At 68.5% G+C, this 14,418-nt stretch carries 12 protein-coding genes; 2 read left to right on the top strand and 10 right to left on the bottom strand.

What is annotated here, in order from left to right; translation table 11 throughout:
* Positions 1 to 42: 42 nt before the first annotated feature.
* From ASD34_RS12530 to ASD34_RS12520, 3 genes are all read right to left on the bottom strand, one after another.
* Positions 43 to 1,242, bottom strand: a complete 1,200-nt coding sequence (locus ASD34_RS12530; RefSeq protein WP_056577794.1) for an ABC transporter substrate-binding protein — start codon at positions 1,240 to 1,242, stop codon at positions 43 to 45.
* A 61-nt stretch (positions 1,243 to 1,303) separates the two neighbouring features.
* A complete protein-coding gene (locus ASD34_RS12525) occupies positions 1,304 to 2,080 on the bottom strand; it encodes an SDR family NAD(P)-dependent oxidoreductase (protein WP_056577792.1) in 777 nt (258 codons plus the stop codon).
* Positions 2,081 to 2,122: 42 nt separating this feature from the next.
* On the bottom strand, positions 2,123 to 3,877 hold the full coding sequence (locus ASD34_RS12520) for an FAD-dependent oxidoreductase (RefSeq protein WP_056577790.1): 1,755 nt from the start codon (positions 3,875 to 3,877) through the stop codon (positions 2,123 to 2,125).
* Positions 3,878 to 4,068: 191 nt separating this feature from the next.
* Here ASD34_RS12520 and ASD34_RS12515 point away from each other — a divergent pair, with 191 nt between their 5' ends.
* Positions 4,069 to 4,866, top strand: coding sequence for an IclR family transcriptional regulator (locus ASD34_RS12515; RefSeq protein WP_056577788.1), 798 nt, complete (start codon positions 4,069 to 4,071; stop codon positions 4,864 to 4,866).
* Between the two features lie 293 nt (positions 4,867 to 5,159).
* Here the strand turns inward: ASD34_RS12515 and ASD34_RS12510 are convergent, their stop codons facing one another.
* The 6 genes from ASD34_RS12510 to ASD34_RS12485 all read right to left on the bottom strand — a co-directional run bounded on the left by ASD34_RS12510 (position 5,160) and on the right by ASD34_RS12485 (position 9,902).
* Positions 5,160 to 5,906 (bottom strand): lysophospholipid acyltransferase family protein, encoded by a 747-nt coding sequence (locus ASD34_RS12510; protein ID WP_056577787.1) that lies wholly within the window; start codon positions 5,904 to 5,906, stop codon positions 5,160 to 5,162.
* A 134-nt stretch (positions 5,907 to 6,040) separates the two neighbouring features.
* Positions 6,041 to 7,330 (bottom strand): dihydroorotase, encoded by a 1,290-nt coding sequence (locus ASD34_RS12505; RefSeq protein WP_056577785.1) that lies wholly within the window; start codon positions 7,328 to 7,330, stop codon positions 6,041 to 6,043.
* Entirely contained in the window at positions 7,327 to 8,289 is a 963-nt protein-coding gene (locus tag ASD34_RS12500) for an aspartate carbamoyltransferase catalytic subunit (protein ID WP_056577783.1), read from the bottom strand. The genes ASD34_RS12505 and ASD34_RS12500 overlap by 4 nt, the downstream gene beginning before the upstream one ends.
* Positions 8,289 to 8,786, bottom strand: a complete 498-nt coding sequence (gene pyrR, locus ASD34_RS12495) for a bifunctional pyr operon transcriptional regulator/uracil phosphoribosyltransferase PyrR (protein ID WP_056577781.1) — start codon at positions 8,784 to 8,786, stop codon at positions 8,289 to 8,291. Before pyrR ends, ASD34_RS12500 begins: the two co-directional genes overlap by 1 nt.
* Positions 8,783 to 9,241, bottom strand: a complete 459-nt coding sequence (gene ruvX, locus ASD34_RS12490) for a Holliday junction resolvase RuvX (protein WP_056577779.1) — start codon at positions 9,239 to 9,241, stop codon at positions 8,783 to 8,785. Before ruvX ends, pyrR begins: the two co-directional genes overlap by 4 nt.
* Positions 9,242 to 9,302: 61 nt before the next feature.
* On the bottom strand, positions 9,303 to 9,902 hold the full coding sequence (locus ASD34_RS12485; protein ID WP_056577777.1) for a YqgE/AlgH family protein: 600 nt from the start codon (positions 9,900 to 9,902) through the stop codon (positions 9,303 to 9,305).
* Between ASD34_RS12485 and ASD34_RS12480 the strand changes: the two genes are divergently transcribed.
* The gene (locus ASD34_RS12480; RefSeq protein WP_056577775.1) at positions 9,903 to 11,405 is read left to right on the top strand and encodes a cryptochrome/photolyase family protein; all 1,503 of its coding nucleotides are present in this window, start codon (positions 9,903 to 9,905) and stop codon (positions 11,403 to 11,405) included. It begins immediately after the preceding gene.
* A 67-nt stretch (positions 11,406 to 11,472) separates the two neighbouring features.
* Here ASD34_RS12480 and ASD34_RS27890 read toward each other — a convergent pair.
* On the bottom strand, positions 11,473 to 14,418 hold a 2,946-nt coding region (locus ASD34_RS27890; RefSeq protein WP_200937579.1), incomplete at its 5' end, for a response regulator.

The raw sequence follows: 14,418 nt of genomic DNA, 5'->3' as shown, positions 1-14,418 counted from the left end.
TGCGGAACGAGGCGGTGCCCCGTTCCTTCTTGTCTCAGACGTTTATTGCTTGAAGTCGGCCGGCTTGAGCGCACCGATCAGTGCGTCGGTGTAGGGCATGAGCTTGCCGTCCTTCCAGCGGATCCAGACCAGGTCTTTCGCCGTGAGCGCTTCGTGGTTGGTCTTGCTGAAGGGCTTCTCGTAGGTCTTGAGCACACCCTGCACCGGCGTCTTCAGGTCTTCGAGCGCGGCGCGCACGGCGGCGCCGTCGGTGCTGTTGGCCTGCTTCATGGCCTGGGCCAGCAGCTGCACCGAGTCATAGCCGTGCAGCGCGAACGAGAACGAGCCCGGTGCCTTCAGCTTGCTGCCGATGCGGTCGAACAGCTTCTGCTGCGCGGGCGTGCGCGTCTCGCTCACGGTGCGCATGAAGATCGGCTTCTCGGCCAGCGCCTTGCCGGCTGCGTCGTAGAAGGTGATGTTGTCGGCCGCCCATGAGGTGAGCGTCAGCGGGAAGTAGTTGATCTTCTCCATGCTGCGCACGAGCTGCGCGATCGGCGTGCCCTGCGCCCACACCACCACGGTGTCGACGTTGGCGGCCTTCATCTTGGACAGCTGCGAGGTCATGTCGGTGTCGCCGACGCCGAATCGCTCGGTGGCCGCGATCTTGATGTCCTGCAGCTTGGCGATTTCTTCCATGTCCTTCAGGCCGCCCTGGCCGTAGCCGGTGGTCTCGGCCATGAGGCCCACGACCTTGGAGCCGGCCGTGTTGCGCTTCACGTAGGCCATGAGCGCGGCGACCTGCTCGCGGTCGACCATCGAGACGCGGAACATGTAGTTGTCGGCGCCGGGGCTCATCGGCTTGGTGATGTCGGTGCCCGAACCGACGTTGCCCAGCACGGGGATCTTCTTCTGGTTGGCGATGTGCTTCCAGGCCATGGCGTTGCCCGAGTTGGTGGGGCCGAACACGGCGACGACCTTCTCGTTGTCGACCAGGTCGCTCATGTTCTGGATCGACTTCGGCGGCGCCGAGACGTCATCGCGCGTGACCAGCGTGAACTTCCGTCCGAGCGCACCGCCGGCGGCGTTCAGGTCGGCAATGGCCGCTTCCATGCCCAGCACCGCGGCCTGGCCGCTTTGCGCCGACGGCGACGCCGAGAGGTCGCCGTTGTAGCCGAGCTTGATGTCTTGCGCGTAGGCACCGGCACTGAACGCAGCGAAGGCGGCGGTCGCGACCAGGGTCTTGTACAGACGGATCGTTTTCATTCTTTGTCTCCTGAAGGGTTTGACGGACGGGAACGGGAAATCGAAAAAGAAAGCCAGCGGCTCAGACGGCAAGGAAGCCGCCGTCCACCGGCAGCGTGATGCCGGTGACGTAGCGCGACATGTCGCTCGCCAGGAAGATCACCGGGCCCACCAGGTCTTCGGTCTGGCCGACGCGGCCCAGCGGGATGCGTGTCATGAACGACTCGAGGCGCTGCGGGTTCTCGCGCGTGGCGGCGGTCATGGGCGTCTCGATCACGCCGGGTGCGAGCGCGTTCACGCGCACGCCGGCCGGTGCGAGCTCCTGCGCCAGCGACTGCGTGAGCATCTTGATGGCGCCCTTCGAGGGCGAGTAGCCCAGGCTCGCGGCCTGCCCTGCGTAGGCGGCGATGGATGCGATGTTGATGATCGAGCCCTTCGTCTGCTTGAGCACCGGGATGAAGGCCAGCGTGGTGTTGAAGGTGCCGTGCACGTTCACGTCGATGGTCTTCTTCCAGTTGGCCGCGGCGTTCGGGCTGCTGGTGGTCTCGCGGATGATGATGCCGGCGTTGTTCACCAGCAGGTCGACGTGGCCGACCTCTTGCGCCACGCGCGCGGCCAGCGCATGGCAGGCCTCGGGCGCGGTGACGTCGAGCACGAACGACCAGGCCTGGCCGCCTTCGCTGCGCACCAGTTGCGCGGTCTCGGCCACGGTGGCTTCGTTCATGTCGGTGACGACGACGCGCGCGCCCGCCTGGGCCAGGCCGAGCGCGAGCGCGCGGCCGTTGCCCTGGCCGGCGCCGGTGATCAGCGCGAGGCGGCCTTCGAGCAGGCGCGGTGCGACATGGGGAGGAAAGGGCATGGTCGGCTCCTTGATGAATGCGTGCGTTGAATCGGAACGGGGTCAGGCGCCGCGCGGCACGGCCACCGCTTCGCGCTGTTCGACGTGCAGGGGCGCGGCAGCCTCAGCCTGCGCGACCTGCAGCCCTGCGACATAGCCGAAGGTGAGCGCCGGGCCGAGCGTGATGCCCGCGCCGGGGTAGTTGCCGCCCATCACGCTGGCCGCGTCGTTGCCGACGGCGTACAGGCCCTTGATCGGCTGGCGGTCGGCGTCGAGCACGCGGGTCTTCTCGTCGGTGACGAGACCGGCAAAGGTGCCGATGTCGCCGACGACCAGCTTGATCGCGTAGTACGGACCGTTTTCCAGCGGCGCGACGCACGGGTTCGGCGTGACGTTGGCGTCGCCCTGGTAGCGGTTGTAGGCCTTGCTGCCCTTGCCGAAGGCCGGGTCGTCGCCGGTGCGCGCACCCTGGTTGAACTCCTGCACGGTGGCTTCCAGCACGGCGGGCGCAATGCCGATTTCCTTCGCGAGTTCGCCCACGCTGGCGCCGCGCTTGAGGTAGCCGCTCTTCAGGTGGCGGCCGATGGGCAGCGGCGCGGGTGCGACGCAGCCCAGGCCGTAGTCGCGCAGCGCCTTGTGGTCGCACAGCAGCCAGGCCGTGACCTCGGGCTCGCCCTCGCAGGCCTTGACCATCGCCTGCACGAAGTCATGGTACGAGTTGCCTTCGTTGGCAAAGCGCTTGCCCTTGGGCGTGACCGCGATCACGCCGGGCTTGGCGCGGTCGATGAAGTGCGGCATGACGCCCTTGCTGCCGTCGGGGCGCGTGGTGACCGAGGCCGGCACCCAGGCCGCGGCATGTGGAATCGTGCCGTCGACGCGGCCGCCCACGGCTTCGGCCAGGCGCAGGCCGTCGCCGGTGTTCGTGGACGGCGACGGCGAGTAGTGCTCCTTGCCGGTCGGTGCGTGCGGGAACAGTTGCTTGCGGCGCTCCACGTCGTAAGGGAAGCCGCCGCAGGCCAGCACCACGCCGCGCTTCGCGGTGATGCGCATCGTCTTGCCTTCGTGCTGCACCACGGCGCCCGAGACGCCGTCGTACTCGACCACGAGCTTCTTCACCGGCGACGAGAGCCACACGGGAATGTCCAGGTCCATCGCGGCCTTGGCCAGGCGGCCGGCCAGCGCGTTGCCGTTGGTCAGCGTCATGCCGCGGCCGTGGCGCACCACGTCCAGGAAGTGCCGGGTCAGGCGCTTGGTCACGTACCAGAACGAGGTCGGCGACTTGAAGGCCCGCATGAAGTGTTTGATCTCGGGGCCCGAGCCCAACATCATCCCGAACACGGTCAACTCGGGCAGCGGCGGCGCCAGGTGCTTGATGCGCTTGCCGAGTTCGCGGCCGTCGAACGGGCGCGTGACCATCGAGCGGCCACCTTGCTGGCCGCCGGGCGCTTCGGCGTGGTAGTCGGGGAAGACGGCCGGCATGTCGAACTGCACGCAGGTGTTGCGCGTGAAGAAGTCGATGGCCTTCGGGCCCATGTCGAGGAAGGCACCCACGCGCGCCGCGTCGAAGTGCGTCGTGGTCTCGTGCTGCATGTAGTCGAGCGCCGCGCCGGGCGGCTCATGAATGCCCTGCTCCGTGGCCAGGCGCGTGCCCGGAATCCACAGCCAGCCGCCCGAGCGCGCGGTGGTGCCGCCAAAGCGCGGCTCCTTCTCGACGACCAGCACCTTCAAACCCTGCGACGCCGCCGTGACGGCGGTGGCCATGCCCGACGCGCCGCTGCCGACGACGAGGACATCGCATTCCCACGTGTTCTGTTCCATCTCTGCCTCTGTTCGCTCTCGTGTTGTGTGTACGACTTAAGTTGCGGCGGAGTTTAGGGAGCGATATTGATATGGTCAAGTCGTTTAGTTACTATCAGATGATCAGTCATCGTCGATTGAACACGACAATATCAGTAAAAACCCTGATGGCTATACTCGCTCCCTCCCTCAACCCCCACGCCGGGCGCCCCATGGAAAAGCCAAGACGTGGCATTCAATCCGTCGAAATCGGAACGCAATTGCTGGTCGCGCTCGGGCGGCACGTGGCGCCCATGGCGCTGCGCGATCTCGGCAAGGCGGCCGGCATTCCAGTCGGCAAGGCGCACCCCTACCTCGTCAGTTTTCTGAAGGTCGGGTTCGTGGTGCAGGACGGCACCGGCCGCTACGAACTGGGCCCGCTGGCCCTGCAGCTGGGCCTGGCCAAGCTGCAGCGGCTCGACCCGATCAAGGAAGCGTCGCCCCTCATCGAGGCGCTCGCGTCCGAGACCGAACAGAGCATCGCGGTTGCCGTGTGGGGCAACTTCGGGCCGACCGTGGTGCGGCTGGAAGAGCCGATCCACCCGCTGCACGTGAACCTGCGCACCGGCACCGTGATGTCGCTGGCCTACACGGCCACGGGGCGTTTGTTCGCGGCGTACCTGCCGCCGAAGGTGGTGGAAAAGATGATGGTGGACGACCTTGCGCGCCTGCGCGGGCCGGCCGGCGGCCGCGGTGCTGAAGAGCTGTCGACATCGCAGATCGAGGCGCTGCTGGTCGAGACGCGGCTGCACGGCATGTCGCGCACGTTGGGCCAGCCGATTCCGGGCATCGACGCCTTCTGCGCGCCGGTGTTCGACTCGACCAACAACCTGGTGCTGGGCATCACGGCCATGGGCCCCGAGGCCACCTTCGACAGCGACTGGAACGGCCGCGTGGCCGTGCCGCTGAAGGCCTGCGCGCTGGAAATCTCGCGCCGCCTGGGCTTCGTGCCGACCGACGAAGCGGGCTGAGCCACCGGCTCGCCTGTAGGCTGGCGCTCACGCGCTTGGTTTGGCTTTTCCCGCACGCGCTGGCTCGCAACGCGGCCACTGTAGAGGCCTACACACCTCACGGAGACCGGTCATGAAAAGCATCATCCTTTGGCTCTGCGGCGTTCCGCTGATCGTGATCATCGGGCTGAAGATCTTCGGGATTCTCTGACCGGACGCGACCACCGCGAACGAACCCCGGTTCCTCCTCACGGCGCATGCGTGCGTCGTTCAAGCGCCCCCTCGGGGGCGCTTTTTTTGCGCTGCCCGGCACGTCAGTGCGTGTCGCGGCGAAGCTGCTGCACGTCTTCGTGCAGCGATTGCGCCCAGCTGCGGCGCTCGCGGCTGTACGAGGGCTGCGGCTCGCCGAAGCGCACGATGGCCAGCAGCGGCGGCGCGCGCAGCGTGTTCCACACCGAGGTGAGCAGGCTGTCGTCGTCGATGTAGCGCGGCGCCTGGCTGGTTTCGCCGGTGGCGGCATCGGCAAAACGCAGCGCGGCCGGGATCACCGGCGCGCCCGAGGAAATCGCGGCCTGCAGCAGGTTGGCGTGGAACGGCAGCAGCCCGCGCCCGTCGCTCGTCGTGCCTTCGGGGAACACGCCGATCAGGTCGCCGCCACGCAGCGCCTCGGTCATGTGGTGCACCACGCGCATCGCGTCGCGGCGGCGTTCGCGCTCGATGTAGAGCGTGCCCGCGCCGGTGGAGAGCGTGCCGATCACCGGCCACTGCTTGACGTCCGACTTCGACACGAAGCGCACATGGCGCGCCGCGTGGATGGCCGTGATGTCGAGCCACGAGAGGTGGTTGCAGATGAGCAGTGCCGGCCCGTGCGCGGGCGGCTCGCCCTGCACGCGCAGCGTGATGCCCATGATCTGTAGCATGCGCTGCGACCACGCCTGCACGCGCGCGCTGCGCTCCTCAGGCGACAGCTTCGCAAAGGTGAAGCGGATCGTCCACCAGCCCGACAGCGCATGCGACGCCGCATGCAGCAATCGCCAGCCAGCCTTCAACGCGTGGAGCATGCCGCGTGCGTCCTGTCAGTTTTCGACGTCGAGTCGTGGAACACCGCGGAACCGGCTTTGCCGGGCCGCTGGTGTTGCCCCCTGCAAAGGGGTTGGCGCAGCGACACGAAGTGCGCGAAGACTGGGGGTGTGCGTCATTGCTGGCCGTGCACGATGCGACCGGCCACCAGCGTGTGGCGCACGCGCCCCTGCATCGGGTAGCTGGAGAACGGCGTGTGCTTGCCCTGGCTGCGCAGCGCCTCGGGCACCACCTGCCATTCGAGCGACGGATCGGCAATGCACAGGTCGGCCACGCCGCCCTGCACGATGCGGCCGATGCCGCTGGCCGCGTCGGCCGCATTCAGCAACCGTGCCGGCGCCGAGGTGATGACCTCGATGGCGCGCGCCACGCCCGCGCCGCTGCGCTCGCCCCACTGCAGCGCGAGCGGCAGCAGCAGTTCGAGGCCGGTGGCGCCGGGTTCGGCTTCGGCAAAAGGCAAGGTCTTGGCGTCGGCCTCGACCGGCGTGTGGTCAGACACCAGCGCGTCGATGGTGCCGTCGGCCAGCGCAGCCGAGAGTGCATCGCGGTCGCCCTGCTGGCGCAGCGGCGGGTTCAGGCGCGCGCGGCTGTCGAAGAAACCGATGTCGGTGTCGGCCAGGTGCAGCGAGTTGATGCTGACATCGCAGGTGATCGGCAACCCTTGCGCCTTGGCATCGCGCACCAGCGCCACGCCGCGTGCGCTGGAGATGCGGCACAGGTGCACGCGCGCGCCGGTGCTCTTCATCATTTCGATGATGGTAAAGATGGCGATCGTCTCGGCCGCCACCGGCACGCCGCCCAGGCCCAGCCGCGTGGCGAGCGCGCCGCTGGCGGCGACGCCCTTGCCGAGGTCGCGGTCCTGCGGACGCAGCCACACGGTGTAGCCGAAGGTGCTGGCGTACGACAGCGCGCGCTGCAGCACCTGCGTGTCGGCCAGCGGCACGTCGGCCTGGCCGAAGCCGATGCAGCCGGCCTCGGTGAGCTCGGCCATTTCGGTGAGCACGCCGCCGGCGAGGTTGCGCGTGAGCGCGCCGAGCGGGAACAGGCGCGCGCACTGCAGCTTTTCGGCGCGGAACTTGAGCATCTCGACCAGGCCGGGCTCATCGAGCACGGGGTCGGTGTCGGGCGGGCACACGAGGCTGGTTACGCCGCCCGCGATGGCCGCGGCCATTTCGCTTTCGAGCATGCCTTCGTGCTCGTAGCCGGGCTCGCGCAGGCGCGCGGCGAGGTCGACGAGGCCGGGGGTGACGATGCAGCCCGTGGCGTCGAGCGTGCGCTCGGGCTTGAAGCCCGCGGGTGCGCGTCCGATGCCGGCGATCCTGCCGTCGGCGATGGCGATGTCGGTGGGAGCGTCAGTTCCCGAAGCGGGATCGATGACGCGGCCGTTGGTGATGAGGATGTTCATGCTTCGTTACCTGCCACGATGCTCATGACCGCCATGCGCACGGCGATACCGAAGGTGACTTGCGGAAGGATCACGCTCTGCTTGCCGTCGACCACGGCGGAGTCGATCTCCACGCCGCGGTTGATGGGCCCGGGGTGCATCACGATGGCGTCAGGCTTGGCCAGTTGCAGCTTCTCCTGCGTGAGGCCGAAGGTCTTGAAGAACTCCTGCGACGAGGGCAGCAGCGCGCCGCTCATGCGCTCGTTTTGCAGGCGCAGCATGATGACGACGTCGCAGTCCTTGATGCCCTCTTCGAGCGTGTGGCACACGCGCACGCCCATGCCGGCCATGTCGGCGGGCACGAGCGTCTTGGGGCCGACAACGCGCACTTCGGCGCAGCCGAGCGTGGTGAGCGCGTGGATGTCCGAACGCGCCACGCGCGAATGCAGCACGTCCCCGACGATCGCGACCGTGAGGTTCGAGAAGTCTTTCTTGTAGTGGCGGATCGTGTACATGTCGAGCAGCCCCTGCGTCGGGTGCGCGTGGCGGCCGTCGCCGGCATTCACCACGTGCACGTGCGGTGCGACGTGCTGCGCGATCAGGTAAGGCGCGCCCGACTCGCTGTGGCGCACCACGAACAGGTCGGCGGCCATGGCGCTCAGGTTGGCGATGGTGTCCAGCAGCGACTCGCCCTTGGTGGCCGAGGAGCGCGCGATGTCCAGGTTGATGACGTCGGCCGACAGGCGCTTGGCCGCGATCTCGAAGGTGGTGCGCGTGCGCGTGCTGTTCTCGAAGAACAGGTTGAACACGCTCTTGCCGCGCAGCAGGGGCACCTTCTTCACTTCGCGGTCGCTCACGCTGGTGAAGTTGGCCGCCGTGTCGAGGATGTGCGTGACGATGTCCTTGGGCAGGCCCTCGATCGACAGCAGGTGGATCAGCTCGCCGTTCTTGTTGAGCTGCGGATTTCGCTTGTAGAGCATTACTTGTTGTCCTCCACCTTGAGGCTGAAGGCGCCGTCGTCGGCGCGTGCGAGAGCGAGCAGTTGGGTGTCGGGCAGCTTGAGCGTCGTTGCTGCGAAGTCGGCGGCCACGGGCAGTTCGCGGCCACCGCGGTCGACCAGCACGGCGAGCCGCACGCAGGCGGGGCGGCCGAAGTCGAACAGCTCGTTGAGCACCGCGCGGATGGTGCGGCCGGTGTAGAGCACGTCGTCGAGCAGCAGCACGTCGGCGCCGTTCACGTCGAAGGGCAGCGCGGTCTGCGCGCTGGCCGAGAGGCCGCGGCGCGCGAAGTCGTCGCGGTGCATGGCCGACGAGATGACGCCGGGGGCGCCAGCCAGGCCCAGGTCTTTCTGCAGGCGCTCGACCAGCCAGGCACCGCCGGAGGTGATGCCCACCAACTTCGTCTCGGGGCGCATCAGCGCCTTCACGCCGGACAGCAGCGTCGTGTAGAGCGCTTCGGCATCGGGGATTGAACTCACGGGAGACTCCTCAAAAATTGCTCCAGGATGATGCAGGCCGACGCGGCATCGGCATCGCGGGCACCGGACGACAAGGCTTCGGTGGTGCTGTAGCGCTCGTCGACCTCGAACACCTGGAGATTGAAACGGCCGCGCAGCTGGCGCGCGAACTTCTGGGCGCGGCGGGTGTTCTCGTGCGGGGCACCATCGGGGTGGTAGGGCACGCCGACCACGAGCGCGTCGGGCTGCCATTCCTTGATGCGCGCCTCGACCTGCGCAAAGCGGGCATCGGCGCCCTCGGCCTTGATGGTGGCCTGCGGGCTGGCAGTGCGCAGCAGCCGGTTGCCGCTGGCCACGCCGGTGCGCTTGGCGCCGAAGTCGAAGGCCAGGAAGCTCTGGAAATGCGCGGGAACGGCGGCGGGAGCGGGAACGGAAGCAGGGGCGGATGCAGGCGCGTCGGACATGACGTCGCTCATTGGTCAACCTGCGTGCTCCGCACTGCGGTGCGAGCTTGCTGGGGGCGGCCCGGCGCGGCGCTCATGCGTGGCCCGCTTCGGGGGACAGCGTCCACGCTTCGAGCCCCAAGAGCATCAGCGCCTTGTCGTAGCGTTTCTCTACCGGCGTATCGAAGATCACGGCCGGGTCGGCCAGCACGGTGAGCCAGCTGTTCTCGGCCAGTTCGGACTCCAGCTGGCCCTCGCCCCAGGCCGAATAGCCCAGCGAGACCAGCACCTTGCGCGGGCCGGCGCCGGTGGCCAGGGCTTCCAGCACGTCCTTCGAGGTGGTCATCTCGAGCCCGCCGGGGATGGTCATGGTCGAGGCGTAGACCGATTCCTCGGGCTTCTCGGCCTGCGTGAAGACCGGCTCGTGCAGCACGAAACCGCGCTCGGTCTGCACCGGTCCGCCCTGGAAAACGGGGGCGTCGCCCAGCTCGGGACGGGCCAGGTGCAGCTCGATCTTCTCGAACAGCACCTTGAGGTTGATGTCGCTGGGTTTGTTGATCACCAGCCCGAGCGCACCGCGCTCGCTGTGTTCGCAGAGGTAAACGACGCTGCGGTTGAAAGTTTTGTCTTCCATCCCCGGCATCGCGATCAGAAAGTGATGCGTCAGGTTCATCGGGGCAGAATCGGCAGCCATATGCCCCCGATTTTACTGGCCGTCGACAAGACCTATCCCAAAGGGCTCATGTGGTTTCGCCGGGACCTCCGGGTGGACGACAACGCGGCGCTGTACCGGGCGCTGCGCGCCTGCCGGCAGGTGGTGTGCGTCTTCGTGTTCGACCGGGCCATCCTGGACGCCCTGCCCCGCGCGGACCGGCGGGTCGAATTCATCCGCGAATCGCTGGTGGAGCTCGAAGCCGAGCTGCGCGGGCTGGGCAGCGGGCTCATCGTGCGGCACGCGGTGGCCGCCGAAGAGATTCCGGCGCTGGCCCACACGCTCGACGTGCAGGCGGTGTTCGCCAACCGCGACGACGAACCCGACGCCCTGGAACGCGACGCCCGCGTGCTCGGCGCGCTGGCCAACGCGGGCATCAGCTTCCACACCTACAAGGACAGCACGGTGTTCGACCGCGACGAGGTCATGACCAAGGCCGGCCTGCCCTACACGGTCTTCACGCCGTACAAGCGGGCCTGGCTGGCGAAGGTGGATTCGTTCTTCCTGAAACCCTACCCCGTGCGCAGCCACGCCGACGCGCTGGCGCCGCCGCCCCCGGCCCTGAACGGGCCGGTGCCGACGCTGGGCGAGATCGGCTTTGAAAGCACCAACCTCCAGACGCTGGAGATTCCCACCGGCACACACGGCGCGGGCGCGCTGTTCGAAGACTTCTTCGAGCGCATCGACCGCTACGACGAGGCACGCAACTTCCCGGCGGTGCGCGGGCCGAGCTACATGGGCGTGCACCTGCGCTTCGGCACGGTGTCGATCCGGCAGCTGGCCAGCGTGGCGCACCAGCTGGCGCTGCAGGGCAACACCGGCGCCGCGACCTGGCTCAGCGAACTCATCTGGCGCGACTTCTACTTCCAGATCCTGGCGCACTTTCCGCACGTGCACACGAACGGCGAGTCGAAGAGCTTCCGCCCCGAGTACGACAAGATCCAGTGGCACCACGGCAAACACGCCGACCAGCTGTTCGACGCCTGGTGCGAGGGCCGCACCGGCTACCCGCTGGTCGATGCGGCGATGTTGCAGATCCGGCAGAGCGGCTACATGCACAACCGGCTGCGCATGGTGGTGGCGAGCTTCCTGTGCAAGGACCTGGGGCTGGACTGGCGGCGCGGCGAACGCTACTTTGCGCTGCACCTCAACGACTTCGAGCTGGCCTCGAACAACGGCGGCTGGCAATGGGCCAGCTCGACCGGCTGCGACGCCCAGCCCTACTTCCGCATCTTCAACCCGGTGACGCAGAGCGAACGCTTCGACCCCGAAGGCAAGTTCATCCGCCGCTACCTGCCGCAGCTCGCGGGGCTGTCGAACGCGGCGATCCATGCGCCGTGGATGGCATCGCCGGTCGAGTTGGAGGCGGCGGGCGTCAGGCTGGGCGACAACTACCCGGCGCCGGTGGTGGACCACGCCGAGGCGCGTGAGAAGACGATGCAGCGCTATGCGACGGCGCGCAGCAAGGCCCTGCAAAAGCCGTAGCCAAGAGAAAGGGCCCCGAAGGGCCCTTTCTCTTTTTCGCGTCGCTCGCCGACGCTGGCGAGCCTGGTCAGGCCACGGCCAGCGCGGCCGGCTCGCTCGTGTACGCACGCACCAGGCGCAGCAGTTCCTCTTCCGAGTACGGCTTGCCGAGGTAGTGGTTCACGCCCAGCTCGCGCGCGTATTCGCGGTGCTTCTCGGCGATGCGCGAGGTGATCATGATGATCGGCAGCTCGGCCAGCGCCGTGTCGGCGCGGATGTTGCGGGCCAGGTCGAAGCCGTCCATGCGCGGCATCTCGATGTCCGACAGCACCACGGCCGGGCGCTCCTGCTGCAGCCGTTCGAGCGCCTGCAGGCCGTCGGCCGCGAGCGACACGCGATAGCCTTCGCGCTGCAGCAGACGCTGCGTGACGCGGCGCACGGTGATGGAGTCGTCCACCACCAGCACGAGCGGGACCTGCGGCACCACCGGCGCGAAAGCCGCCGGGGTTTGCGGCGCACCGGCGTCTGCCGACGTGGCGTGCGTCGGCGCGGCCAGCGCGGCGGTCTGGCGCGCACGCGCCTGGTCGCCATGCACGGCCGCCAGCGCCACCGGGTTGTAGATGAGTGCCACCGCCCCCGACGCCAGCACCGAGATGCCGGCCAGGCCGGGCAGCCGCGCGAGCTGCGGGCCGAGGTTCTTGACCACGACTTCCTGGTTGCCCAGCACTTCGTCCACGTGCAGGGCGACGCGCTGTGCCGCGCTTCGCACGATCACCAGCGTGTTGTTCTTGGTGGCGGCGTGCTCGCTGCGGATGGAATGCTGCAGCAGCGCGCCGGCCCAGTAGAACGGCACCTGCTCGTTGCCAAAGGCAAAGCTGTGGCTCAGGTAGGCGGCCTCGAGATCGGCACCGCTCACGCGCTGCACGAGCTCCACGAGGTTCGACGGCACGCCGATCGACACATCGCCCGCGCGCAGCATCACCACGTGCGTCACGGCGGTGGTCAGCGGCAGCACCAGCTTGAAGGTCGTGCCCTGGCCCGGCGTGCTGTGCGTTTCGATGCGGCCGCCGAGCGCTGCGATCTGCGCGCGCACGACGTCCATGCCGATGCCGCGACCGGCCAGTTCGGAGACCTGTCCGGCCGTCGAGAAGCCGGGCTTGAAGATCAGCTCGGTGGCTTCTTCGGGTGACAGTTCCTGGTCGGGGCCGAGCAGGCCGAGCACGCGGGCGCGTTCGGCGATGCGCTTCTGGTCGAGGCCGGCGCCGTCGTCGCGGAAGCTCACCGACACGTCGTTGCCTTCGTGGTGCAGGTCGATGACGATGAGGCCGCTGGCGTCCTTGCCGGACGCTTCGCGCACGGCCGCATCTTCGATGCCGTGCGCCACGCAGTTGCGCAGCAGGTGTTCGAAGGCGGGCGTCATGCGGTCGAGCACGCCGCGGTCCATTTCGATGGAGCCGCCGACGATGTCCAGGCGCACCTGCTTGCCGGTGTCCTTCGAAGCCTGGCGCACCACGCGGTACAGGCGGTCGGAAATGCCTTCGAACTCCACCATGCGCGTGCGCAGCAGGCCGCGCTGCAGTTCGCGCGTCTGGCGTGCCTGCACGCTCAGGTCGTCTTCCGTGGCCTGCACGGTCTTCTGCAAGGTGCGCTGCACGGTGGCCACGTCGTTCACCGACTCGGCCATCATGCGCGTGAGTTCCTGCACGCGGGTGAAGCGGTCGAACTCGAGCGGGTCGAAGCTCTGCTGCGAGTCCTTGGCCTGCGCCAGGCGCGACTGCATCTGGCTTTCGGCCTGCACCTCGATGTCGCGCAGCTGCTGGCGCAGCCGGTCGAGGTTGCCCGTGAGGTCGGCGAGCGAGCCGCGCAGCTGGCCGAGTTCGGCTTCGAGGCGCGAGCGCGTGATGATGACCTCGCCGGTCTGCGCAACGAGGCGGTCGAGCAGCTGGGTGCGGATGCGCACCGCCTGGCCCGAGGCCGCGCGCAGCGGTGCGAGCAGCGCCGGCGCGGGGCGCGGCAAGGACGACGGAGCGTCAACGGCGGATTCGGCGGAAGCCGCTTCGGCCTGCTCGTCGTTCGCCGACTCGCGCACCTCGGGCGCCGCCTGCACGCGCTGGATGGCGGGTGCGGTCGGGCTGGCGGTGGCGATCAGCTGGGCCACTTCGACCTGGGCGGCGTCGTCGGCCGCGCGCAGGGCGTCGAAGGTGTGTTGCAGCGTGTCCAGGCGCGTGAGCAGCTTCTCGATGTCGGCCCGCTCGGCCCCCTGGGAACCCAGGAGTTCGATCTCGGACTCCATGCGGTGCGCGCGCTCGCCCAGGCGCATGGCGCCGGCCAGCCGTGCGCTGCCCTTGAGCGTGTGCAGCGTGCGCAGCACCGAGGCACGCGGCGCGGCATCGTCGGGGTGGTGCGCCCACTGGCGCAGCGCCTCGCCCAACTGCGGCATCAGTTCGGCAGCCTCTTCTTCGAAGATCGGGAACAGGTCGACGTCGACCGCATCGGCCAGGTCGATGGCGTCTTCGTTGTCGTCCAGTACCACGTCGGCGAAGGCGTCGTTGGCGACGACCTGCTTGGGCAGCAGCGTCTCGAAGCGGGCCGCGGCGATCTCGGGCGGCATCGGCGCTGCGGCGATCTCGCGCAGCGCCTGCAGCGCGGCTTCGGACGGATCGCGCAGGAAGCCGACGGCGAACTGGTGCAGCAGGCGACGCAGCTCGTCGGCCGCGGCGACCAGCACGACGCCCTGCTCGCGCGTGCCGCTGCCCTGCATCTGCAGGTGCTGCAGCGCCGATTCGAGCAGGCGGGCCATGCCCGACAGGCTGTGGAAGCCGACGGTGGCCGAGCTGCCGGCCAGCGAATGCGCCAGCGCGATGGTCGAGTCGGGCAGGCGCTCGTGGGTTTCGAGCGCCCATTCGCCGACATCGGTCGCCAGTTGGCGGGACCATTCGTCGGCTTCGTTGAGGTAGACGTTGTAGAGCGCGATGCCGATGCGCAGCGGGCCGATCACCTTGACCTGGTCTTCGGCGCTTGGCGCGGCGGCAGT

It is taken from the genome of Variovorax sp. Root473, from assembly GCF_001426505.1.
Lineage (GTDB): Bacteria > Pseudomonadota > Gammaproteobacteria > Burkholderiales > Burkholderiaceae_C > Variovorax.
This window is presented reverse-complemented; position numbering and strand designations above follow the sequence as displayed.

Coding starts and splice junctions, on each gene's coding strand:
- ASD34_RS12530 (WP_056577794.1), bottom strand. CDS start 1,242: ATGAAAACGATCCGTCTGTACAAGACCCTGGTCGCGACCGCCGCCTTC.
- ASD34_RS12525 (WP_056577792.1), bottom strand. CDS start 2,080: ATGCCCTTTCCTCCCCATGTCGCACCGCGCCTGCTCGAAGGCCGCCTC.
- ASD34_RS12520 (WP_056577790.1), bottom strand. CDS start 3,877: ATGGAACAGAACACGTGGGAATGCGATGTCCTCGTCGTCGGCAGCGGC.
- ASD34_RS12515 (WP_056577788.1), top strand. CDS start 4,069: ATGGAAAAGCCAAGACGTGGCATTCAATCCGTCGAAATCGGAACGCAA.
- ASD34_RS12510 (WP_056577787.1), bottom strand. CDS start 5,906: ATGCTCCACGCGTTGAAGGCTGGCTGGCGATTGCTGCATGCGGCGTCG.
- ASD34_RS12505 (WP_056577785.1), bottom strand. CDS start 7,330: ATGAACATCCTCATCACCAACGGCCGCGTCATCGATCCCGCTTCGGGA.
- ASD34_RS12500 (WP_056577783.1), bottom strand. CDS start 8,289: ATGCTCTACAAGCGAAATCCGCAGCTCAACAAGAACGGCGAGCTGATC.
- ruvX (WP_056577779.1), bottom strand. CDS start 9,241: ATGAGCGACGTCATGTCCGACGCGCCTGCATCCGCCCCTGCTTCCGTT.
- ASD34_RS12485 (WP_056577777.1), bottom strand. CDS start 9,902: ATGGCTGCCGATTCTGCCCCGATGAACCTGACGCATCACTTTCTGATC.
- ASD34_RS12480 (WP_056577775.1), top strand. CDS start 9,903: ATGCCCCCGATTTTACTGGCCGTCGACAAGACCTATCCCAAAGGGCTC.